The 24,755-nt window shown below is 36.1% G+C and carries 17 protein-coding genes and 1 riboswitch; of the genes, 8 read left to right on the forward strand and 9 right to left on the reverse strand.

From position 1 onward, the window contains the following. Positions 1 to 33: 33 nt before the first annotated feature. The 5 genes from PT603_RS09400 to PT603_RS09420 all read right to left on the reverse strand — a co-directional run bounded on the left by PT603_RS09400 (position 34) and on the right by PT603_RS09420 (position 7,062). Entirely contained in the window at positions 34 to 660 is a 627-nt protein-coding gene (locus PT603_RS09400; RefSeq protein WP_008237134.1) for a phosphoadenosine phosphosulfate reductase domain-containing protein, read from the reverse strand. A 157-nt stretch (positions 661 to 817) separates the two neighbouring features. After that, positions 818 to 1,987 carry a trans-sulfuration enzyme family protein gene (locus PT603_RS09405; RefSeq protein ID WP_008237133.1) on the reverse strand — a complete coding sequence of 390 codons (1,170 nt, stop codon included), beginning with the start codon at positions 1,985 to 1,987 and terminating at the stop codon, positions 818 to 820. Positions 1,988 to 2,015: 28 nt separating this feature from the next. Continuing rightward, positions 2,016 to 4,439 (reverse strand): bifunctional aspartate kinase/homoserine dehydrogenase I, encoded by a 2,424-nt coding sequence (thrA, locus tag PT603_RS09410; RefSeq protein ID WP_008237125.1) that lies wholly within the window; start codon positions 4,437 to 4,439, stop codon positions 2,016 to 2,018. 115 nt (positions 4,440 to 4,554) lie between these two features. Then, positions 4,555 to 5,538: an alpha/beta fold hydrolase gene (locus PT603_RS09415; RefSeq protein ID WP_008237114.1), complete on the reverse strand. Its 984-nt coding sequence runs from the start codon at positions 5,536 to 5,538 to the stop codon at positions 4,555 to 4,557. 62 nt (positions 5,539 to 5,600) lie between these two features. After that, positions 5,601 to 5,707: riboswitch (SAM riboswitch) on the reverse strand. A 71-nt stretch (positions 5,708 to 5,778) separates the two neighbouring features. After that, a complete protein-coding gene (locus PT603_RS09420) occupies positions 5,779 to 7,062 on the reverse strand; it encodes an O-acetylhomoserine aminocarboxypropyltransferase/cysteine synthase family protein (protein ID WP_008237113.1) in 1,284 nt (427 codons plus the stop codon). A gap of 489 nt (positions 7,063 to 7,551) precedes the next feature. Between PT603_RS09420 and metK the strand changes: the two genes are divergently transcribed. The 3 genes from metK (at position 7,552) to PT603_RS09435 (ending at position 12,471) form a co-directional block, all read left to right on the forward strand. Next, positions 7,552 to 8,802, forward strand: a complete 1,251-nt coding sequence (gene metK / locus PT603_RS09425) for a methionine adenosyltransferase (protein WP_008237112.1) — start codon at positions 7,552 to 7,554, stop codon at positions 8,800 to 8,802. 370 nt (positions 8,803 to 9,172) lie between these two features. After that, the gene (locus tag PT603_RS09430; RefSeq protein WP_008237111.1) at positions 9,173 to 9,787 is read left to right on the forward strand and encodes a deoxynucleoside kinase; all 615 of its coding nucleotides are present in this window, start codon (positions 9,173 to 9,175) and stop codon (positions 9,785 to 9,787) included. Positions 9,788 to 9,933: 146 nt separating this feature from the next. Further along, a complete protein-coding gene (locus PT603_RS09435; RefSeq protein WP_008237110.1) occupies positions 9,934 to 12,471 on the forward strand; it encodes a S9 family peptidase in 2,538 nt (845 codons plus the stop codon). A gap of 67 nt (positions 12,472 to 12,538) precedes the next feature. Here PT603_RS09435 and PT603_RS09440 read toward each other — a convergent pair whose 3' ends face one another. From PT603_RS09440 to PT603_RS09455, 4 genes are all read right to left on the reverse strand, one after another. Then, on the reverse strand, positions 12,539 to 14,953 hold the full coding sequence (locus PT603_RS09440) for a sodium-translocating pyrophosphatase (RefSeq protein ID WP_008237109.1): 2,415 nt from the start codon (positions 14,951 to 14,953) through the stop codon (positions 12,539 to 12,541). A gap of 125 nt (positions 14,954 to 15,078) precedes the next feature. Next, entirely contained in the window at positions 15,079 to 15,606 is a 528-nt protein-coding gene (locus PT603_RS09445) for an inorganic diphosphatase (RefSeq protein WP_008237108.1), read from the reverse strand. A 97-nt stretch (positions 15,607 to 15,703) separates the two neighbouring features. Then, positions 15,704 to 18,160 (reverse strand): DUF5686 family protein, encoded by a 2,457-nt coding sequence (locus PT603_RS09450; protein ID WP_050951115.1) that lies wholly within the window; start codon positions 18,158 to 18,160, stop codon positions 15,704 to 15,706. A gap of 179 nt (positions 18,161 to 18,339) precedes the next feature. Then, a complete protein-coding gene (locus tag PT603_RS09455) occupies positions 18,340 to 19,317 on the reverse strand; it encodes a pyruvate dehydrogenase complex E1 component subunit beta (RefSeq protein ID WP_008237105.1) in 978 nt (325 codons plus the stop codon). Between the two features lie 248 nt (positions 19,318 to 19,565). On the opposite strand from PT603_RS09455, the gene PT603_RS09460 reads away from it, so the two are divergent. The 5 genes from PT603_RS09460 (at position 19,566) to PT603_RS09480 (ending at position 24,748) form a co-directional block, all read left to right on the forward strand. Next, the gene (locus PT603_RS09460; protein ID WP_008237104.1) at positions 19,566 to 20,312 is read left to right on the forward strand and encodes an electron transfer flavoprotein subunit beta/FixA family protein; all 747 of its coding nucleotides are present in this window, start codon (positions 19,566 to 19,568) and stop codon (positions 20,310 to 20,312) included. Between the two features lie 32 nt (positions 20,313 to 20,344). Beyond that, the gene (locus PT603_RS09465; protein WP_040488517.1) at positions 20,345 to 21,313 is read left to right on the forward strand and encodes an electron transfer flavoprotein subunit alpha/FixB family protein; all 969 of its coding nucleotides are present in this window, start codon (positions 20,345 to 20,347) and stop codon (positions 21,311 to 21,313) included. A 129-nt stretch (positions 21,314 to 21,442) separates the two neighbouring features. After that, positions 21,443 to 22,060 carry a bifunctional nuclease family protein gene (locus tag PT603_RS09470; protein ID WP_008237089.1) on the forward strand — a complete coding sequence of 206 codons (618 nt, stop codon included), beginning with the start codon at positions 21,443 to 21,445 and terminating at the stop codon, positions 22,058 to 22,060. A gap of 39 nt (positions 22,061 to 22,099) precedes the next feature. Further along, a complete protein-coding gene (locus PT603_RS09475; protein ID WP_008237088.1) occupies positions 22,100 to 23,746 on the forward strand; it encodes a NupC/NupG family nucleoside CNT transporter in 1,647 nt (548 codons plus the stop codon). Positions 23,747 to 23,923: 177 nt separating this feature from the next. Next, complete coding sequence (locus PT603_RS09480; protein ID WP_008237086.1) at positions 23,924 to 24,748, forward strand: thymidylate synthase; 825 nt, start codon at positions 23,924 to 23,926, stop codon at positions 24,746 to 24,748. The last annotated feature ends 7 nt before the right edge of the window (positions 24,749 to 24,755 follow it).

The following is a 24,755-nucleotide window of genomic DNA, read 5'->3' on the forward strand; positions in this document are numbered from 1 at the left end:
GTCAGCATAAAAATGATTCTAAACTAAATTCGTTTACAAATGAATACCGCATTCGCGGTTGGCTAGGACTTTCGTGGGATCGTAATAATGAGATTCATCAGGTAAGTGATGCGCTTTTATATAGCCTTTGACCTCCGACTCTTTCCAATAATAAAATGGACTAACTTTAAGAATTCCATCTTTAGACACACTCAAAACATCTAGCGTATTCCTATGTTCGGTTTGGCCTTTACGCAAATTAGTAAACCACACATCTGGAGCATGTTTTTTCATAGCCCTTCGAAACGGTTCTAATTTCACTATCTCACTAAATACTCTGTGAGATGACTCCCAAGGTGAAGGAACTCCATAAAAATACTGAATAAATGACGTTTCATACCTTGGAGTATATATGTGCAAGTTCAGATCTAATAAACTTGAAACGTTTTTGGCATGTGCATAAGTTTCCTGTGTATTAAAACCAGTATCACACCATATAACTTCTATATCCTTCTTTACCTTACTACATGCATGCAAAAGCGAGGTTGCATTAGGTCCGAAATTAGTGGTTATAACTGGCTTTTGAGCAAATTGCATTACCCACTCAATTATATCAGACGGGGATTTGTCTTTTAAATACTGATTCCAATAGTCCAAGTTATCTATAATGTCGCTTTTCATTTAGTAAAGAGTTATTATTAATTAATTATAATCATTAATACTACCATTCTATCGATTTAATAGACTTTGCAAACATACGTCAGATATTTGTAACTCACAACAACTAATTTGTAAATATTCAAACACCTGAAAAGGAGCTAATTATCTCCTTTTCAGTTTAAGAAAGTAATGCCTGATTTAAATCATTTATAATATCATCTGCATGTTCTAATCCTACAGAAACACGCACAAGTCCATCAGTTATACTCACAGCTCTTCGTTCATCCTCGCTTAACTTACTATGAGTAGTAGAAGCTGGATGGGTAACTATTGTTCTTGTATCACCTAAATTAGCAGAAAGACTTGCCAATTTAATATGATTTAAAAATGTGCGACCTGCATTAATACCTCCTTTGATCTCAAAAGCTACAATATTACCACCTTGTTTCATCTGCTTTTTAGCAATGGTGTACTGAGGATGAGATGGCAAAAAAGGATATTTTACGGTAGCCACCTTTGGATGTTGTTCTAAAAAACTGGCTACTTTCAATGCATTCTCGCAATGTCTATCAACACGAACTGCAAGAGTCTCCAAGCTTTTACTTAAGATCCAGGCATTAAAAGGCGAAAGTGCTGGTCCCGTATTCCTAGAAAACAAATAAATTTCTCTAATTAAGTCAGCTCGTCCAACAGTAACCCCCCCTAAAACTCTTCCTTGACCATCCATTAACTTAGTAGCAGAATGAATAACCAAATCAGCTCCAAATGAAATAGGCTGCTGTAGATATGGTGTAGCAAAACAATTATCAATAATCAAAATGAGCTTATGCTTTTTGGCAATTTTACCTAATAGTTCTAAATCAACAATATCAACAGCAGGATTTGTAGGTGACTCTGCGTATAGAATTTTAGTATTAGGCTTTATATGCTTCTCTATTTCATTTGGAAAATTAACATCAAAATAAGAAGTCGTAATATTCCACTTAGGAAAAAACTTTGTGAAAAGAGCGTGCGTTGATCCAAATACACTACCCGCAGACACAATATGATCCCCTGCATTTAATAACGCAGCTAAGGTAGAATACACAGCTGCCATTCCTGTAGCATAGGCAAAGCCAGCTTCTGCTCCTTCCATTCGACAAACCTTCTGAACGAACTCAGAAGTATTAGGGTTGCTAAAACGACTATAAATTGAACGTTCCTTTTCTTCATCGAATGAGGCTCTCATATCTTCTGCATCATCAAAAACAAAACTAGAAGTCAGGAATAAGGGCGCACTATGCTCCATAAAATTGGTACGTTCTAACTGATTTCGTATTGCATCCGTCTCGAAATGTGATGTACTCATATGTTGAATTTTTTGATCATTTATTTAATTATCCTATATTACGTTCAGCCAAACGGAGAATATCTCCGAATACACCTCTTGCAGTAACAGCAGCCCCTGCGCCAGCACCCTGAATGACAATAGGATTCTCCCCATAGGATTCAGTGTAAATTTCAAAAATGGAATCCGCGCCCTTTACTTGACCCAAAGAACTTTCTTTAGGTACAGACACTAATTTCACATCTAAAACAGCTCCATTCTCATCTAATAAATTTCCATGTAGATCACCAACATATCTCAAAACATGTCCATCCTTTTGTCCTTTCTTAATCGTCTCAAATTCAGAATCTAGCTCTTGCAAGCGTTGTAAGAAATCAGCCGCCGTTCCCTGACGTAAATGTTCAGGTATTAAATTGTGTATTGAAACATCGCTAAACTCATTAATCAAATCCAACTCACGAGCTAGTATTAACAATTTCCTACCTACATCATTACCACACAAATCCTCTCGTGGATCTGGTTCCGTAAATCCTTTATCAACCGCCTCTTTTAACACCTCACTAAACGGTCTATCTTCAGCTGAAAACGAATTAAACAAATAACTCAATGTCCCAGAAAACACCCCTTTGATCCTCGTAATATTTTCACCTGAGTGATGTAATAATCGTATGGTATCTATGAGAGGAAGTCCTGCCCCAACATTGGTTTCATATAAATAACTTTTCTGAGATTGCTGCAAGGCTACACGTAAATCTTTATAAAAAGAATAGGAATGAGTATTGGCAATCTTATTTGCAGATACTAAATCAAAACCATTTTGAACTAATGAAATGTATTTCTCTATAAATGTACTGCTAGCAGTAAGGTCTACAGCAATAAGATTTTCCAAATGAAATCGATCAACTAACGACAACAATGTATCTAAAGACTGAAATTCGATTCCCTTTTCCTGAATATCCTTAAACCAAGAAGATCCTATTCCTTTTGCATCAAACAACAATTGACGAGAATTAGCAATCGCCACCACCTGCAATTGTATATTTTTTCGCTGTAAAATATCAGCTTGAGCCGCCAACACTTGATTTATTAACGTACTACCAACTGTTCCATGACCAAAAACAACAAGATTCACTTTCTTGGAAATCTCAAAAATTTCCCCATGAATAACATTTAGTGCCTTATGTAAATGCTTCCGTTCAACAACCAAACTTACATTTTTACCTGTAACCGTATTATTGAATAGAACTGGAACTATTTGATTTCGAATTAAAGCATTGTAAGGTTTATTAAAGGTAGCCAATTCTTGCCCAACAATAGAAATAACCGAAACATCACGCACTACATATACCTTACTCACATCATGAGTGTAAAAATCAGCCTCAAATTCTCGCTCTATTGCTATTCTTGCTGTTTCTGCATCTCTTGCTGATACCACTAAACCTATTCCCCGTTCTGAAGAACCTTGTGATATGATGCTCACACTAATATTATTTTGGCCTAAGGCTCTAAAGATCCGAGCATCTATCCCCGCTTTACCTAAAAGTCCTCTACCTTCTAAATTTACCAATGCCACCTCTTCCAAAACTGAAAGAGATTTTATTCCTTTACGAGAACTTACCGGACTAATTAATGTCCCTGGGTGTATACTATTAAAGGTATTTAATATTCTTAAAGGGATTTCCTTCTCTATTAATGGAATTATCGTTTTTGCATGTAAAATGTTTGCACCGAAATTGGCCAACTCATTGGCTTCATCATAAGAAAGCTGTCTAATCACCTGTGCATCAGCTACCAAATCAGGGTTAGCGGTAAAAATCCCATCAACATGTGTGAAATTTTGTAATTCTTCAGCATTCAAATAATTGGCCAATAAAGCAGCTGTATAATTACTACCATTGCGTCCTAAAGTGGTAGTTTCTCCTTGAGTATTAGAGGCAATAAATCCAGTTACGATATGCACAGTATCCTCGTTATAGAACTTAAAATGGTTTAATATATTTTCTCTAGATAATGCATCTAATGGTTGGGCGTCTCCAAACTTAGCATCAGTTTTAATAAGTAAACGACTATCTGTAAAATGAGCTGGAATCCCATTATTCCTTAAAATCTGTGTTACCAACTTAGCTGATAGAACTTCTCCTTGAGCCAAAACCTGATCTTTAATTTTTTTACTGTAATCTCCTAATAAGGCTACCCCTTCAAAAAGTTTTTCTAATACCAAAAATTCCTCCTTAAAATCAACTTCAAAACCATCTTGTTGATAATCCATAAATACTTCCCAGTCCTCTTGATAGCTTTCTCCTTTTGCAGCCTTTTCTAAAATAGATTCTAATTCATCTGTTGCATTGCCTCTAGCAGAAACTACTACTGTTATGACTTCTCCATCTGCTACTTTTTCTTTTATGATTCGTAGTGTATTTTTTATACCCTCACCATTGGCCAATGATCGACCTCCAAATTTTATTACTTTCACAAGTTTAATTTTTATCAATTAATTTATAATCCAGCTTATACATTTATTTGCAAATAGTCATTCTTAAATACTAATTCCTGTTTTAAAGGTTTTTAATCCACTTGAGACATTTAATCTATGGTTCATTCGTTCCAAAAATTGGTTTTAAAATAGTTTCCAATTGATCAAATTCAATCAAAAAAGCATCATGCCCATGTATTGAATTTATTTCATGGTAGCTAACTTCTTTACCTAACTGTTTTATTAATCGGTACGTTTCACGATTCTCATCAGGCGTAAAAAATAAATCTGAATCAATAGCAACAATATGCACATGCGCCTTAATAGGAGTAACTATTTCTGAAAAAGACAATCCCCCAGCCTCAATATTAATAGATTGAAGAAGTTTGTTCATTAACTTGTAGGCTGAAAGCTGAAAACGTTGCTGTAACTTTTTACCATGGTGGAGTAACCATGTTTCAATATTATATAGTGATTCTGTTTCATTCCAACTTCTTCCAAACTTTTCTTTAAAAGATTGTGGTGTTCGATAACACAACATTGCATGTAATCGAGCATCATGTACTGGCCTTGATGAATTGTTCAATATTTGTTCTTGTATCAAACAATTAGCAATAAGCCAGTCTGTAGATTTCCAATCAGAAGCAACAGGGATCAAATGTGCTGCTAATAGAGGTCTTTGAGCTGCCATTTCCCATGCAATCCCCCCTCCCACAGATCCTCCAATCAAGCCATATATTGAATCAACACCAAGAAATTCTAGTCCATATAGAAACAATTTTGCTATGTCATAAGCCGTAAAGTCTTGGTAATTATCTATTGGTTGATCATTATAACCGTACCCATTACCAGGTACATTAAAGGCAATAATTGTATACCGACATGTATCAATAACCTTTCCTTCTCCTATAGCTTCATTCCACCAACCCGATTCCCCTGTAACCTGAGAATTGCCGGTAAGTGCATGATTAACCACCACTATAGGTGCCGTACCTAGAGAACAACCAAATAACTGATACCCCAAATTGATTGTATCACAATGTAATCCACTTCGAGTTAAAAATGATGATATTTGAATATGTTGAATGCCTTTTTCCAATATTTTTAATTTTAATATGACTATTGGAAATGCTATAAAAAGGCAGTAGCGAAAAAACGTACATGTTATCTTTCCACAATATGTGGTAGAATGTAGCACCTTCTTCGTTAAGAACGAAGGGTTGCTAAGGCTTCAATGGGTCTATTCCCTCTGCCTTTCTTTATAACATTTCAAAAAAAGTCTGAACTTTTGTGTGTGCAAATTACTTATATAATTTCCAAACATGCAACATTAAGAAACTTATTTTTTCGAAGTTTCTTTAAAAGCCCTTTGTAAATCAGCCTTTAAATCCTCTAAATCCTCAATTCCTACAGATAACCTAATCAAATCAGGAGTCACTCCTGTAGAATACTGCTGTTGCTCATTAAGTTGTTGATGTGTGGTACTAGCTGGATGAATAATAAGCGATTTAGTATCTCCAATATTTGCTAGTAAAGAGAAATATTTTGTTTTATCAGCAATTACCTTGGCGGCTTCAAACCCTCCTTTTACCCCAAAAGTTACCACGCCACTTTGTCCGTTTGGAAGGTATTTTTGGGCTAAAGTATACTGAGAACTACTTTTTAAGCCTGGATAGTTAACCCATGCTACATCTTCTTGATCCTCCAACCATTGGGCCAATGCCAACGCATTCCTACTGTGTCGATCCAGACGTAAGGAAAGAGTCTCTAATCCTTGAAGAATCTGAAATGCATTAAATGGACTCAAGGCCCCTCCTAAGTCTCTTAATCCTTCTAACCGAACTTTTGCTATAAAAGCAGCATTTCCCAACGCTTCATGATAAACTAATCCATGATACCCCGCTGATGGGGTAGTAAATTCAGGAAATTTACCATTACTCCAATTAAAATTACCACCATCAATAATAACCCCTCCCAATGAAGTACCATTACCACTAATATATTTAGTTAAGGAATGAACAACAATATTAGCACCGTATTTTATCGGATTTAACAACGCAGGAGTAGCTACAGTATTATCTACAATTAAAGGAACTTGAGCCTTTGAAGCTTGGATTGCAATTGCTTCTATATCCAGAACATCTAATTTAGGATTTCCTAAAGATTCTATAAAAATAGCCTTAGTTGTGTCTTGAATTGCATCCGCGAATGATTCAGGATGAGATGGATCTACAAATGTTGTGGTTATTCCCAATCTTGGCAAAGTCACATTTAATAAGTTGTAAGTACCACCATAAAGACTACTTGAAGCTACTATATGATCTCCCGACTTTAACAATACTAACAATGCCGTTGCTATAGCTGAAGTTCCTGAGGCCGTAACCACTGCTCCAATTCCACCTTCCAAAGTTGCTAATCGCTGTTCAAGAATATCATTAGTAGGGTTATTTAATCGTGTATAAATGTATCCTGATTCAGTCAAATTAAAAAGTGAAGCAGCGTGATCAGCATTGTTAAAGACATAGGATGTGGTTTGATAAATAGGCACGGCTCTAGTTCCTGCATGTTGTGATACATCATGGCCGGCATGTAATAATTGTGTTGCAAATTTTTCTGTACTCATTTTTTCCTTTTTATAGTGTTATTGATTAATATTATAAACTGAACAAAAAAAAAGCCTCTGCTTTTGCAGAGGCTTTTAACTAGTATAGGATTGAATTTATAACCTTACATTAGAACAATAGCATCTGCTGCGGAGAATCTCCACATCATCATTCGGCTATTGCACATTAAGGTATTCATTTTTGTTTTATCTAATTTGTTATTGCAAATGTTTAAAAATAAAATTGACATATGCAAATGATTTTTTATTAATCTATAAAATTAGTAGAATAATTTTTCCCCTTTTTAACTCAGCATATAAATTTCTTTTGTTAACTTTGCCCAAGAATACTAAAAGAGGACAGATTTGACTGATTGCAACCTCTGACACCTTTAAAAGGTTTCAAAAAAATGCTAAAGCAGCTTGTATCGCTTATCTTATCGATATACTTTCTTTAGCCTTTCGGTCCTATCTCCCTATAAACAAAAATCGTTTTTGAAGTTAAACTATATGGGCTATTTATTTACCTCTGAATCTGTTTCTGAAGGGCATCCTGATAAAATTGCAGACCAAATAAGTGATGCACTTATTGACCATTTTTTGGCCTTTGATCCAAACTCTAAAGTGGCATGTGAGACTTTAGTAACCACTGGACAAGTTGTGCTTGCCGGTGAAGTTAAATCCGACACTTATCTAGATGTACAACAAATCGCTAGAGATGTCATTAAAAAAATAGGATACACCAAAAGTGAATACATGTTTGAAGCCAATTCGTGTGGTATACTTTCTGCAATCCATGAACAATCTCCTGACATCAATCAAGGAGTAGATAAGGCTAATCCAGAAGAGCAAGGTGCTGGTGATCAAGGAATGATGTTTGGTTATGCAACTAATGAAACTGAAAACTATATGCCACTGGCATTAGACCTCTCACATAAATTATTACAAGAACTTGCCGAACTCCGTCGTGAAAACAACCAGATTACCTATTTGCGACCTGACTCAAAAAGCCAAGTAACACTAGAGTATAATGATAACAATAAGCCTGAACGTATAAAGACTATTGTAATTTCAACTCAACATGATGATTTCGGTCCAGAAGCAGAAATGCTTAAAAAGATTGAACAAGACATTAAACTTATCCTAATTCCGCGGATAGTAGCCAAATACCCTCATTATTCGCATCTTTTTAACAGTGCTATTGAATACCATATCAACCCAACAGGAATTTTTGTTATTGGAGGACCTCATGGAGACACAGGACTTACTGGACGTAAAATCATTGTAGACACCTATGGCGGAAAAGGTGCTCATGGAGGGGGAGCCTTCTCTGGAAAAGATCCAAGTAAAGTTGATAGAAGTGCTGCCTATGCGACACGACATATTGCTAAAAATTTAGTTGCGGCAGGTGTTGCTGATGAACTATTGGTTCAGGTAAGTTATGCTATAGGTGTTGCGCAGCCAATGGGAATTTACATTAACACCTTTGGAACTTCTAAAATCAATATTAGTGATGGAGAAATTGCTCGTATTGTAGAAGGTATTTTCGATATGCGCCCTTATTTCATTGAAAAACGTTTAAAACTTAGAAACCCTATTTACAGTGAAACTGCGGCATATGGACATATGGGAAGAGAGCCTAAAACAGTCACCAAAATATTCCATTCTCCTTATGAGGCAGCTAAAGAAATTACAGTAGAGTTATTCACTTGGGAAAAATTAGACTACGTGGATAAAATAAAAGAAGCTTTCAAATTGTAACAATACATATTTTTTTAAAAGCCCTGTCATACGGGGCTTTTTTTTATTCAAGCCACTTCCCAACAGGCTCTTGGATTGTCAATGTTATGAAAATTACCAGCACTTACTCATTAATAATTTTATATTCTTCAACTACAATTGTTGAACCTCTCCTTTTAAATTCCTCACATCAACGATAACAAAATTCACGATAATCAAGGGCATACAATACTTAGTAAGGAATAACCAAATAGTAATGCACAAATAACACCTCCTCTAAATTTGAGAGAAATCTGTATAAAAGATTTTTTAGTTCAGGTGGACAACTTGTATATTTACAACGGAAAGTTTATTTTCCCTTATCCATTACAACAGCTTAAATAAGAACAATATGCATATTGCCATTGCAGGAAATATAGGTGCCGGTAAAACAACCTTAACTAAATTACTAGCCAAACACTTCAGGTGGGAACCTCAGTTTGAGGATGTGGTTGACAACCCCTATCTAGATGATTTTTACACCCAAATGGAACGGTGGAGCTTTAACTTGCAGATTTACTTCCTTAATAGTCGTTTTCGTCAAGTTTTGCAAATACGTGAAAGTGGAAAAGCAATAATTCAGGACCGTACCATATATGAGGATGCCCATATTTTTGCTCCTAATCTCCATGCAATGGGATTAATGACAAACCGAGATTTTAGTAACTACAAATCTTTGTTTGATCTTATGGAAGAATTGGTGCAAGCGCCTGATTTGTTGATCTACCTAAGAAGTTCGATACCTAATTTAGTAAAGCAAATTCATAAACGTGGACGTGAGTATGAAAATTCAATTTCAATTGAATATTTAAGCCGTCTTAATGAACGATATGAGGCTTGGATTCACAATTACAGCAAAGGAAAATTGCTCATTATTGATGTAGATGAAATGGATTTTGTAGACAATCCAGAAGACCTTGGAACAGTTATCAATCGTATAGACGCCGAGATTAACGGTTTATTTTAAATCACATACATAAACAAATATAAAACGAAAGCCTCTGAATTTACAGGAGCTTTCGTTTTATATTTTTATTAACATCCCTAAAACCAAGCTTTGATTACTTTAGCTCGATTAATTTTAATTACAACTTTCTAACTAAAACCAATGTTATGAAAAAAATTACGCTAATACTTGCCTTTTCATTTATCGCAAGTATTTCTACAGCACAAGAAAAGGAGATGGCTACTCCTACGCCAAATTATAGGCAGGCAGCCAAGTATTCTCCAAAAAATCTAGGCAAACTAGTACATTCCACAACAGTAAGACCTAACTGGCTTGAAAATGGAAATCGCTTTTGGTATCAATACAAGACCACCGAAGGTTCCAGTTATTATATAGTTGACGCAGATACTCGTACAAAAGCAAAACTATTTGACAACGCAAAAATGGCCAAATGGTTATCGGAGATTACCAAAGACCCCTATGAAGCAAAGCATCTTCCACGATTCGATTTCGAATTTGTCGATAACGAAACTGCTATCAGATTTAGAGTCACTGCTAACGAAGAAGTACCAGTAATAGAAAAAGAAGAAAAGAAAAACACAGAGAAAGAAAACACTAAAGAAACAGATTCTTCCAAGACTACAAAGACCACTCCTAAGAAAAAGCCTAAAATGGAGAAAAAGGTATACTACCTAGAATATAAATTAGGCGGAAATGGACTGAAAATAATTAACAACGAAAAGGAGGACAAAAAATCTAAACCTTGGGCAAACGTTTCTCCTGACAGTACCATTGTTCTTTTTTCTAAGAACTACAATTTATATTGGATGGATAAAGAAAATTTCAAAAAGGCTCTTGAAGACGAAAAAGACACAACTATCGTTGAACATCAATGGACAAAAGACGGTGAAGAGCATTTTAGTTACGGTGGTGATTTTGGCAACCTAGACAATATTGAAAAAGAAAAGAAAAAAAATGACAGAAAACCTGTATGGGGTGTTTGGTCTCACGATTCTAAGAAATTTGTATTTCAACGTACAGATTCTAGACATATAAAAGATCTTTGGGTGATCAACACCACCGCAAGTGGACGACCTACACTTGAAACCTATAAATATCACATGGCTGGAGAGCAGGAGTTTTACAAAAGCAGTCTAATAGTTTTTGACATCCCTTCTAAAGAAATAACCAATATCAAACTTGACACCACCGTTCAACAAAGTATTGCAGTATATAGACATCAATATAAGAAATCTGACAAAAGTAAACACAAGCCATCATTGTTGTTATCCAAAAAAGGAGCTATTTACTTTCATACCATCAGTCGAGACCGAAAAAGGCTAGATATTCACGTGGCTGACGCCCAGACTGGCGAAGTAAAAACACTTATAAATGAACATTCAAACGTTTACATTGAAAATAATGGCCCAATTACATTATTTAATAATGAAAGTGAAATTTTACATTGGTCAGAAAGAGATGGATGGGGACATTTATATTTATATGACACTAAAGGAAATCTAAAAAAACAAGTGACAACTGGTGAATTTCATGTTGAAGAAATCAAAGGTATAGACGAAAAAACTCAATCAGTATATTTCTCGGCAAATGGGGTTGATAAAAAAATTGATCCATATTATGAGCATTTATATCGAATCAATTTAAATGGTACTGGTCTTAAATCACTAAATCCAGGCGATTACAACACTAACACAGATTTATCAGATTCAAATAGTTATTTTGTTAGTAATTTTTCTCGTGTAAATACAACCCCAAAATCAGAACTTAGAAACAGTAATGGTAGTGTTGTAATGCAACTTGAAGAAGCCGATTTATCGCAATTGATGGCAACCGGATATAGGTTCCCTGAGCCATTCAAAATGAAAGCTGATGATGGTATCACTGACATCTACGGAGTCATGTATAAACCTTTTGATTTTGACGAAACTAAAAAATACCCATTAGTTCAATATGTATATCCAGGACCTCAGACTGAAGCTGTGAACAAATCATTTTCAGTTGGAATGGATAAAACAGATCGTTTGGCTCAAGTAGGTTTTATAGTGGTTACGTTAGGTAATCGTGGAGGGCATCCAGCTCGATCTAAATGGTATCACACTTATGGATATGGAAATTTAAGAGATTATGGTCTTTCAGACAAAAAATATGTTGCCGAACAATTAGCAGATAAACACCACTTTATTGATATTGAAAAAGTTGGGATTTTCGGTCATTCAGGAGGAGGGTTTATGTCTACAGCTGCCATGCTAGTGTATCCAGATTTCTTTAAAGCAGCCGTTTCTTCAGCAGGTAATCACGATAACACCATCTATAATAGCTGGTGGAGTGAAACTCATCATGGAATCAAGGAGGAAACAGAAGCTGATGGGAGCATTAAATACAAGTATGCAATTGACAAAAACCAATCTCTAGCCAAAAATCTTAAGGGACACTTGATGCTTGTAACAGGAGACATCGATAACAATGTTCACCCAGGAGGAACTATTAGAATGGCCAATGAATTAATTAAATCAAATAAACGTTTTGATTTTATGTTAATGCCAGGACAACGTCATGGTTTTGGAAGCATGAACGAATATTTCTTCTGGCTTACTGCTGATTATTTTAGCAAACATTTATTAGGAGTAGAAAATACCGAAATTGATGTGATTGAAATGAACAGAGACATTCCTCAAAATAGATAAATAGTTCAAACATAAAATAGAAAACCACGCCTATGCGTGGTTTTCTTATTTAATTTAAAAAGAGAGTTTATAACTTCTGTTTCTCCTTTACAATATTTACATGGGTATTTACATCTTTAGATGCTTCTACCTTTGCCTTCACATCAGCAACAGTACCCTCAATTACCTCTTCTGAAGTTTGAACCACTCCATTTTTTGAAGTAGTTGTTGTAATTATCGCTTTGGCATAATCTGCAGCATCAGAAACATCCATAGATACACTATGTTCTACACGAATTTCTTTAGCTGAATCATTTCCAGCGGTAGCGGTTTCAATTTCATTTGCAATAGTTGGAGCAATTACCAAGGCAACTACAGACATTAACTTCAACAATATGTTTAAAGAAGGTCCGGAAGTATCTTTAAATGGATCTCCAACGGTATCACCTACAACTGCAGCTTTATGTGGCTCTGAGCCTTTGTGATAAATTTTTCCCTGAATATCTACTCCTCCTTCAAACATTTTTTTAGCATTATCCCAAGCTCCACCAGCATTACTCTGAAAGATTGCCATAAGAACTCCTGTCACCGTCACACCAGCTAGCAAGCCGCCTAGCATCTCAGGACCTCCAATAAAACCAACAAGTACTGGTGTTAGTATGGCTAAAACTCCTGGAATTACCATTTCTTTAATAGAAGCTGCGGTGGATATTGCAACACATTTCTCATATTCTGCAACACCATCTGCCTTATCAAAAATAGCTCTATCTTCTGGTGTTGCTTTAGAAAGATCTCCATCATATTTTTTCATAATGGCTAACGCATCCTTCAACGCAGGAATTTCATTAAATTGTCTGCGAACTTCTTGAATCATAGACATTGCTGCTTTACCCACTGCACCCATTGAAAGAGCTGAGAAAACGAAAGGCAACATTCCACCTACAAAAAGTCCAGCCATCACCGTAGACTTGGAGATATCTATTGATCCGATATTTGCTTGTTGCATAAAAGCTGAGAACAATGCTAATGCAGTTAAAGCAGCAGAAGCAATGGCAAATCCTTTACCAATAGCTGCTGTAGTATTTCCAACTGCATCTAGTTTATCTGTACGCTCACGTACCTCCTTTGGTAGTTCTGCCATTTCCGCTATACCGCCTGCATTGTCAGAGATAGGACCATATGCGTCGACTGCTAACTGAATACCTGTATTTGCAAGCATACCAACTGCCGCGATAGCAATTCCATATAATCCAGCAAAATGAAAAGACAATATAATAGCTGCTGCTATTAACAAAATAGGAATAGCAGTAGACATCATTCCTACCCCTAATCCTGCAATAATATTAGTCGCAGCACCCGTAACAGATTGGTCTACAATACTTTTTACAGGTTTAGTACCTGTACCCGTGTAGTATTCGGTAATTTTTCCAACTCCTAAACCAGCAACAAGACCAACTATAGTTGCTAAGAACACTCCAAAAGAAGAAAATTCTTTACCTCCAAAAACCCATGTTTCAGGTAGGAAGGCGTCTATCATAAAATAGGATACAACTATCATTATTCCAGCCGACAAAAACTCCCCAATATTCAAGGCTGTCTGCGGATTACCTCCTTCTTTTACTTTAACGAAGAAAGTACCGATAACCGAAACAATAATTCCGGCTGCTGCCAATGATAATGGTAGATAAACAGCTCCAAGTTTGAAGTCTGAAAACTCAGGCAATCCAAAGAACACAGCTCCCAAGACCATTGTAGCAATAATTGACCCTACAAAGGACTCAAAAAGATCAGCTCCCATACCAGCGACATCCCCTACATTATCTCCCACATTATCTGCTATAGTAGCTGGATTTAACGGGTGATCTTCCGGAATTCCTGCTTCAACTTTACCAACTAAGTCTGCTCCAACATCTGCAGCCTTAGTATAAATCCCACCTCCTACACGTGCAAATAACGCAATTGAAGAGGCTCCAAGGGAGAATCCAGAGATTACATTAAGAATTACAATTAGTCCTCCTTGGCTGTCCATATCATAAATACTGCTAAACACGATCAACAATACACTGATTCCAATAACACCCAATGACACTACACCCAGCCCCATTACTGCTCCTCCAGAAAATGCCACTTCAAGGGCTTTGTTTAATGACGTTCTAGCAGCATTAGTTGTACGTACGTTCGCTTTGGTAGCAATACGCATTCCTATAAAACCAGCTAAAGCAGATAGTAAAGCTCCTACAACAAAAGAAACTGCAACCAATGGGGTAGATTCAGCATCTGATTGCCCTTTAAAAATTAACAAAACGGCTACTGCCAATACGAAAATCGATAATACTTTGTACTCGGCTTTTAAAAAGGCCATAGCTCCATCTGAAATGTTTTTAGCGATACGCGCCATCTTTTCATTTCCTACATCTTGTTTGGAAACCCACGCCGACTTAACTGCCATATACAGCAGCCCGAGTACACCGGCTAGTGGTAAAAGGTAAAGTAAGTTCTCCATTTAGTTCAAAAAAATTGGTTAATGATTAATGTTAATGTTCTCAAAAATAAACAAATTAAATTCATAAAAAAAAGCATCTTCTTGGTAATGAAGATGCTTTTTTTAAAAGAATGATAAAAATCACTTTATACAGTAAAATTTCCTAAAGTTTTGTGTTCACTCTCATTATAACGTTTTACACACTGATCAATAATAGCCAAGGCTTCTTCTTTATCACCCCATCCATCAACAGCTACTTTCTTTTTTTCCAAATCCTTGTAAACCTGGAAAAAGTGTTCAATTTCCATTAACAAGTGTGGATTTATATCCTCCAAGTCATTTAGCTTATTCCAAATAGGATCTGATACCGGAACACAGATAATCTTTTCATCTGGCCCCTTTTCATCAGCCATGTGAAAAACCCCTATGGGCTTAACTTGCATAACACAGCCAGGAAAGGTAGGCTCAGAAACCAACACCAATACATCAAGAGGATCCGAATCCAAAGCAACAGTTTCAGGGATAAAACCATAATCTGCAGGATACATCATAGAGGAGAAAATCATTCGGTCATATCGAATTTTTTTCAGACTAAAATCGTATTCGTATTTATTACGGCTTCCTTTAGGAATTTCTATAAGAACATCAAATGTTATGTTTTTTTCTACAGTCATTTTCTTTTTCTCTTTTAGGGTTGCAAAAGTACTTCAGAAATAGCGACTACACAAGGGTTTTACATTTATTTTACCTTAAGTTTGAATAGAAAGAATTCTAAAAATGAAAGCCAAAAGCACCGGTTACACTTACACGTCTAGCATCAGGCATTTCTAGGTAATTCCCTCTAAAATTTACATCGATACGAAACACCTTAAAAATATTACCTATCCCCAGGGAATACTCATAATAAATTCTATCACTTGGCGCAACTAAAGGAATATTTGAAGGAGAACTAAGGGCAACATTACTATCTGAAAGTTGTCCCCAAACCCCTCTTAATCCAACAATCTCTCTCCAATTAAGTTTACGTAGTAATGGAATACGGGATAAAAACCTACCATTGAAATTATGCTCAAAATGCACAGAAGAATAGGTGTCAGTTACAAATTCATAAAAATCAAGATTGGGAAAGGTATTATATATTGAAAAATAAGTTTGATTTCCAGGAATTACACTTAGTAGTCCTAATGGAACATCCCCAAATGTCTTACCTGCTTCAATTGTAGTCACCAATCGACCTACGCCACCTAATTGCAAAGGCTGTCTGTATAACAATTGAATTTTTTTATAATCAAACTGACTTTCTAGGATATCTTTTATCCCAAAGGTATAGTACACATGTAACCGAGCATAATCATCGTTCACATCCATACGCTCAACTCCATAACCTATTGTTTTGCGCCCTGGGGTATATTCCAGAGCCATCGTAAGATCAAACTGTCTTGTTTCATCTATTACTTCACCACTTTCCGGATCCAAATAACTCAAACTAAACACCTCTGGTAAAGCCGATCGAAGCGTTCTATAAGTACCTCCAGTCCTAAAATTAAGATTTTTTACAGGTTCTAATTCTACGGTCGCAGTGGTTAGGTTAATATTAGTTAACTTATTATTGGTCCCTGTAGTAAAAACCGCCGAAGAAGCATAACTCCTACCCAACACATCATTTGTAGCTGTTAGACTTACACCAATTTGCTCTACATCACGTCGATTACCTCCTGATATAATAAATCTATTGTTTCGATTAAGCATCCATTTACCAGATATTCCATATTTAAATTTATTATCCTTAAATCCATATGCCAAATACCCTTCTAATCTCCATGGATCATTTTGACCAAAATAAGTACGACCACCTGTTCTTAACCTAAGTCCTTCCGCATCATTCATACCGAAGGTAGAATAGATTGGCCCATAATCCATTTTATAGGAGGGAAACTCAATGTATCCAGATGCCAAAATACTACCTAAACTATATAGTCGTTTAAACTTAGGGACCGTTTTAAGTGTATCCAACATTTTATAAATTCCTATCTCATCCTTACTAAGTTTCTCCAAGCGGTTTTCAGCCCAAAACACATCGGTTTGTTGGTAAATAATAGGATTAAAGGGGTCAACTTTTTCTTCATAAAATGCTCTGGGGCGCTCCTTGTTAAAATCATAATTATTGAAAACAGTAGTTCTTTTACCGTAAACCCCACGTGCTTTTTCTTTTTTACTTAAACTGAAATCGCTCATCATATAGTCACGCTTAAGTAAAAAAACAGAATCATTTAAAACATCAAATTCCTGTTCAATATAAATATCCTTAACCCAGTTAATATTAGCACTCCTGGTAACTTGAAGATTGATTTTTTTTATGGCAAACGTACTGTCATTCACCCAAAAATCACCCTTAAATGTAAGCTCATTTTTACGTCTTGGGTAATAGATAATATTGTAACACCATTTATTATCGACAAAAGCACTGTCATTAAGAACATAATTATAGGTATCTATTCCAGTACGAGACAATGGACTCACAAAACTCTTGTCGAAAAACCGAAGATAATTGTCATAGATATTATAGTCTGAATACAAATCCTGTACAAAAGAAATAATATACTGATTGTTTTCAAATCCTGAATTTTTATTTCCGATTAAATCTTCTTTAACTTTAGAAAAAGTATTGTCGCCATATACTTTTGAAAATGATTCATTAATAAAAATTGGTAAATACGTTTTTCCTGTAATATTTGATGTATCCACTTGAGAAAAGATAAACTCCATTCCTTTAAATAGCTTACTCTTCATCATGGAACTATCAATTGTATTAAGATCAAATTCTACTTTCTCATATTTATTGTAAGCATATTGATTATACATGTTCAACCCATTCTGCCGTTTACGAGCCCATATTTTTCTCAAAATATCTATAGCAGGATTATTTCTCTTTGATTGCTTCCCTCCATATACTATTACTTCTTGTAATTCTTCACCCTCTTCCAGCACCACTCTAAGGTCATAGGTTACTCGTTTTTGTAATGGAATTTCTTGAGTCGTAAAGCCCACAAAAGAAACGACTATTCCCTGGTAGGTTTTATCAGATTCTAAATAAAAAACGCCATTATCATTGGTAATTGTACCTTCTGAAGAATTTTTGAAAAGTACATTAGCAAAAGCAATAGGTTCCCCTGAGGCATCTACAACAACCCCTCCTACTTTAGTTTGCCCAAAAAGTATTATAGGCATTCCCCCTATAAGGAGAACAAACAATAACTTAAATAATCCTTTCAAATCCGAATCAAATTAATTCACTTAATCCTGCTACAATTCTTATAAAAACAGAATTAAATAATTACAAGAATAGACAAAAAAACTTCACCAGAACGAACCGATGAAGTTTTTTTAACGAATGTCTTTTTTATATCTTATCTGTACATTACCTTTTTTACAGCTTTTACAACATCTTCTGCATTTGGTAACCATTCAGCCAATAATTCAGGTGAGTAAGGCGCTGGTGTGTCCGCTGTGGTGATGCGCTGAATAGGAGCATCCAAATAATCAAATGCTCGTTCTTGAACCATATAGGTAATTTCAGAAGCCACACTACCAAAAGGCCAAGCTTCTTCTAACACTACCAGACGATTTGTTTTCTTAACAGAAGTCAGAATTGCTTCGTAATCCATTGGTCTTACTGTACGTAAATCTATAATTTCGCAGCTAATTCCGGCCTGTGCTAACTCATCAGCAGCTTTATACGCCTCCTTGATAATTTTTCCAAAAGAAACTATTGTTACATCTGTTCCTTCACGTTTAATATCCGCTACTCCCAATGGTATAGTATATTCTCCTTCCGGAACTTCACCCTTATCCCCATACATCTGTTCGGACTCCATGAAAATAACGGGATCATTATCACGTATTGCCGATTTTAATAAACCCTTAGCATCATACGGATTAGAAGGCACAACTACTTTTAATCCAGGGCAGTTCGCATACCAGCTTTCAAAAGCTTGTGAATGTGTTGCCGCTAATTGTCCAGCAGAGGCAGTTGGCCCCCTGAAAACAATCGGACAATCAAATTGACCTCCAGACATTTGACGAATTTTGGCTGCGTTGTTTATTATCTGATCGATACCCACCAAAGAGAAGTTAAAAGTCATAAACTCAATAATTGGGCGGTTTCCATTCATTGCAGACCCCACGCCAATCCCAGCAAAACCAAGTTCTGAAATAGGTGTGTCAATAACACGCTTGGAACCAAACTCATCAAGCATTCCCTTTGATGCTTTATACGCTCCATTATACTCAGCTACCTCTTCACCCATTAGGTAAATAGACTCGTCTCTACGCATCTCTTCACTCATGGCCTCACAAACGGCTTCTCTAAACTGTATTGTTCTCATTTCTTAATACTGTAAATTATCGGGGAGGAATCCCCAGTTTTTTAACCGAACAAAAGTAGTAATAAATAGCCGCTTAATTTGAAAGATTTTGTGAAATTTTTACTATGCGCGCATAGTAAATCTGAAAATTTATAAGTATATTCGTATCCTATTATTTTGAATAAATCATTCCAAACAAGACTGCCTAGACTGTTTCTAAAAATAATTAGTCTTTTTAGTCGGATTTAACACCTAAAATTATTTAAACAATGAAAATACTGGTTTGCATAAGTCATGTACCTGACACTACGTCTAAAATTAACTTCAGCAATGACGACACTCAGTTTGACACAAACGGTGTTCAATTTGTAATCAACCCAAATGATGAATTTGGACTTACAAGAGCAATGTGGTTTAAAGAAAAACAAGGCGCCAATGTTACTGTTGTCAATGTTGGGGGGCCTGACACTGAGCCAACACTGAGAAAAGCATTAGCCATAGGTGCTGATGAAGCCATACGTGTAAACGCAACTCCTACAGATGGCTTCTATGTAGCCAAACAGCTTGCAGAGATAGTACAAAATGGAAATTACGATTTAATTATTGCGGGAAGAGAATCTATTGATTACAATGGTGGCATGGTTCCAGGAATGCTGGCTACTCTAATAAATGCGAATTTCGTAAATATGTGTATTGGTCTGGCAGTAGAGGGCAATTCAGCCACTGTCATTCGAGAAATTGATGGAGGAAAAGAAACTCTGCAAACATCACTCCCTCTTGTTATTGGAGGACAAAAAGGCTTAGTTGAAGAAAGCGACTTGCGTATACCTAATATGCGCGGTATTATGATGGCTCGTCAAAAACAACTTACAGTAGTAGAGCCTAATAATACCCTTTCAGAGACGTCCTCAGTAAAATTTGAAAAACCAGCCCCTAAAGGTGCAGTTAAGTTAGTTTCCCCGGATAATTTGGACGAACTAATCAATTTATTACACAACGAAGCCAAAGTAATATAAACCTAGCCCATTTTAACAAATACAACTCAGAAATCATGGTACTCGTATATACAGAAACTGATAACGGAAAATTTAAAAAAGCCTCTTTAGAAGTAGCCTCTTATGCAAAGGCATTGGCTGAACAACTAGGAACAAAGGCGACCGCAATGACCATTAATGCCGAAAACCCTGCAGAATTAGGTAATTATGGTATTGACTCAATTTTAGCAGTATCCAATGAGCAGATAACTCAATTCAATGCCAAAGCATACGCCGAAATTATCAAACAAGCCGCTAAACAAACTGATGCACATATCATTGTAGTTAGCTCAAGTGCAAATGCCAAATATTTAGCTCCACTACTCGCAGTTAATTTGGAGGCTGGTTATGCTTCTAATGTAATAGCATTGCCTACTTCCACTAATCCCTTTGTAGTTAAACGTACAGCTTTCTCAAATAAAGCATTTAATTACACAGAGATAAACACTCCAGTCAAAGTCATAGGCTTATCTGGAAATTCCTTTGGTCTTAAAGAATTAAAAACAGAGGCGACTATCACTTCTTTCTCAGTAGAAATATCGGAAGCAGACCTTAGCATTAAAGTTACCAATATAGACAAAGTTTCTGGAAAACTTACCATAGCCGATGCTGACATAGTAGTTTCTGGCGGAAGAGGCCTTAAAGGTCCTGAAAACTGGGGGATGATAGAGGAACTTGCAGAAGTACTTGGAGCCGCTACGGCCTGTTCAAAACCGGTATCAGATTTAGGATGGCGCCCCCATAGTGAGCACGTTGGACAAACTGGCAAACCTGTTGCCACTAACTTATATATTGCTATCGGAATTTCTGGAGCTATTCAACACCTAGCTGGTGTTAACGCTTCAAAAGTAAAAGTCGTGATCAATTCAGACCCTGAAGCACCCTTCTTTAAAGCTGCTGATTACGGGGTTGTAGGTGATGCTTTTACAATTGTTCCAGAACTCATTCAAAAATTGAAAGAATTTAAAGCTTCGAACGCATAATTTTGTTAAATTGTGCCCCGGAAGGGCTGTCTAAATTTGGTACCTTACCTTGTTTAGACAGCCTTTTTTTATTAATTTAACATAAGTAGATTTAGTAAGTAGTTATAACCTTGGGATTTTTAATGCAGTATGAGCTTGGTACGTTTAAATATTAAAGGAATTTCCTATAGTCAAACACAAAATGGCGCTTATGCCCTAATATTGAATGAAGTAGAAGGCGACCGAAAACTCCCTATTGTTATCGGTGCTTTTGAAGCGCAATCTATTGCTATTGCGCTTGAAAAAGAAATAAAACCTCCTCGACCACTCACACATGATTTATTTAAGAATTTTGCAGATCGATTTGATATTACTGTTAAACAAGTAATAATCCACAAATTGGTGGACGGTGTTTTTTACTCCAGCATAATTTGTGAAAGGGATAAAATAGAAGAAATAATAGATGCCCGCACCAGTGATGCAATTGCCTTAGCACTTCGATTTAATGCGCCTATTTTTACTTACAAAAATATTTTAGATAAAGCAGGAATATATCTCACCTTCACTTCTAAAGATGAGCATCAAGACGAAGACAGTATTGTTGTAGATGAACTTGTAAATCCTGAAAAAGAATCTCCTGCCTCAGATGAAAGCTATAAGAAATATTCACTCTCTGAATTATACAACATGTTAGATAGCGCTGTTACAAATGAAGACTACGAGAAAGCAGCAAAAATAAGAGATGAAATTTCTAAAAGAAACAAATAGCACCTTATCCTTGAACATTTAAGACAATTCACATCTTCCATGAAAAAAATTTTGACAATTCTTTTTATACTTATAAGTGCCCTAGGTTGGACACAGTCCATAGAAAAAACGTGGGGTCATACTAAGGAAAACTCACCCTATCTTTCCTTAAAGGAAGGGTCGTTCCAATGGAATATTGAGGATAACACTATTCAAGGAGAATACCTTCATCAACAAAAGCTCCTTTTTCTTTATCCAGATAAAATGCAGGATTCTATAATCCGATTTAAGGTGGAAACCCTTACTGATTCAACACTTACTCTTTCCAAAAATGGAAAGCAAATAAAACTAGTTGTTCAACCCGAAAAAGAAAACACAACCACTTCCGCTCAATTAATACCCAATCAAGGAATTTCGACAGAAAGTATTCTAAGAGGAGCCATAGGTATGCTTGCCATATTAATAATAGCATTTATTTTTAGTAGTAATAGAAAAATGATCAAGTGGAAAACTATTGGGATTGGGCTTTCCGCTCAACTATTACTTGCCATTGGTGTATTAAAAGTTCCTTTTATTCAAGCTGCTTTTGAGTGGGTTGGAAATATTTTTGTACTTATTTTAGACTTCACAAAAGCGGGAAGTGAATTCCTATTAGGAGGAATGATGAATGTTGAAAGCTTTGGTTTTATCTTTTTATTTCAAGTTTTACCTACCATCATCTTCTTCTCTGCACTGACTTCTGTGTTATTTTATTTAGGTGTCATTCAAGTAATTGTTAGAGGACTAGCTTGGATTCTCACAAAACTCATGGGGATATCAGGAGCAGAAAGTCTCTCTGTTGCTGGAAATATTTTCTTAGGACAAACAGAAGCTCCCTTAATGATAAAAGCCTATCTTGAGAAAATGACTCGATCAGAAATTCTTCTTGTTATGGTTGGTGGTATGGCTACGGTTGCCGGAGGCGTATTAGCTGCATATATTGGATTCTTAGGAGGCAGCGACCCATTATTAAGATTGCAATTTGCTAAACATCTATTAGCGGCGTCAGTTATGGCTGCGCCTGGAGCTATAGTAGTATCAAAAATTCTATATCCTCAACAAGCAGCAGTAGACAACAATGCAACTGTATCAACTGATGCTATTGGCTCAAACATACTTGATTCCATTGCAAATGGTACTACTGAGGGATTAAAACTCGCAGCTAACGTTGGAGCCATGCTACTTGTATTCATAGCTTTTATCGCAATGATAAACCATATTTTTGGTTGGATAGGAGATCTTACCTCCTTAAACGCCCTTATTTCAGAATACACTCCTTATGACAAGTTCTCCTTAGAATCTATTTTAGGACTAATTTTCTCTCCACTTATGTGGCTAATAGGAGTAGCCAAAGAAGATATGATGCTAATGGGCCAGTTATTGGGGATAAAACTGGCTGCTTCGGAATTTGTAGGCTATATTCAATTAGCAGAACTTAAAAATGCTGCTAACACATTACATTTTACCTATGAAAAATCAGTTATAATGGCCACCTATATGTTATGTGGATTTGCCAATTTCGCATCTATCGGAATACAAATTGGAGGAATAGGATCTCTAGCACCAGGACAAAGAAAAACACTTTCTGAATTCGGAATGAAGGCGGTTTTAGGAGGGACACTTGCTTCACTCTTATCAGCCACGCTTGCCGGTATGATTATAGGATAAAAAAATGCCTGCTAAAAAGCAGGCATTTTTTATTAAAGTTAATAACCTTTGTAAAAAATCAGTTGAATACAGAATAGCTCATAAATGCCATTTTACTATGTTTGCAACAAACGTAATCTTTCCCAAGATTCTAGTTAATCTATAATTTCAAACTAAAGGCAATAAAAGACTACACAAATGAAACAATATCACGACTTATTGCGACATGTTCTAGAGCATGGTCATCAAAAAGGGGATCGTACAGGAACAGGCACCCTAAGTGTTTTTGGATATCAAATGCGATTTGATCTTAGTGAAGGTTTCCCGATGGTGACTACCAAGAAACTCCATCTAAAATCCATTATATATGAACTATTGTGGTTTTTAAAAGGCGACACCAACACTAGTTACCTTACGGAAAATGGTGTTCGTATTTGGAATGAATGGGCAGATGAAAACGGAGATTTAGGCCCCGTATATGGCCATCAATGGCGAAATTGGAACAATGAAGGAATCGATCAAATTACGGAACTTATTAACACCTTAAAAAACAACCCAAACAGTAGAAGGATGTTAGTGTCAGCTTGGAACCCAAGTGTACTTCCTGACACTAACCATACATTTGCCGAAAATGTCGCAAATGGTAAGGCAGCTTTACCACCATGTCATGCCTTTTTCCAATTCTATGTTGCAGACGGAAAGCTATCTTGTCAATTGTATCAACGTAGTGCTGACGTATTTTTAGGAGTGCCTTTCAACATTTCTTCCTATGCGCTCTTAACTATGATGATCGCACAAGTATGTGGGTATGCACCAGGTGAATTTATTCACACATTTGGAGATGTTCATATCTACAACAATCATTTGGAGCAGGTAAAACTTCAATTAACACGAGATTGCAGGCCTTTACCGATTATGAAAATAAACCCGAAAGTCAATAATATTTTCAATTTTAACTTTGAAGATTTTACACTTGAAAATTATAATCCTCATCCCCACATAAAAGGAGAAGTGGCCATTTAGGCCACTT

This window comes from Imtechella halotolerans (assembly GCF_028743515.2).
Lineage (GTDB): Bacteria > Bacteroidota > Bacteroidia > Flavobacteriales > Flavobacteriaceae > Imtechella > Imtechella halotolerans.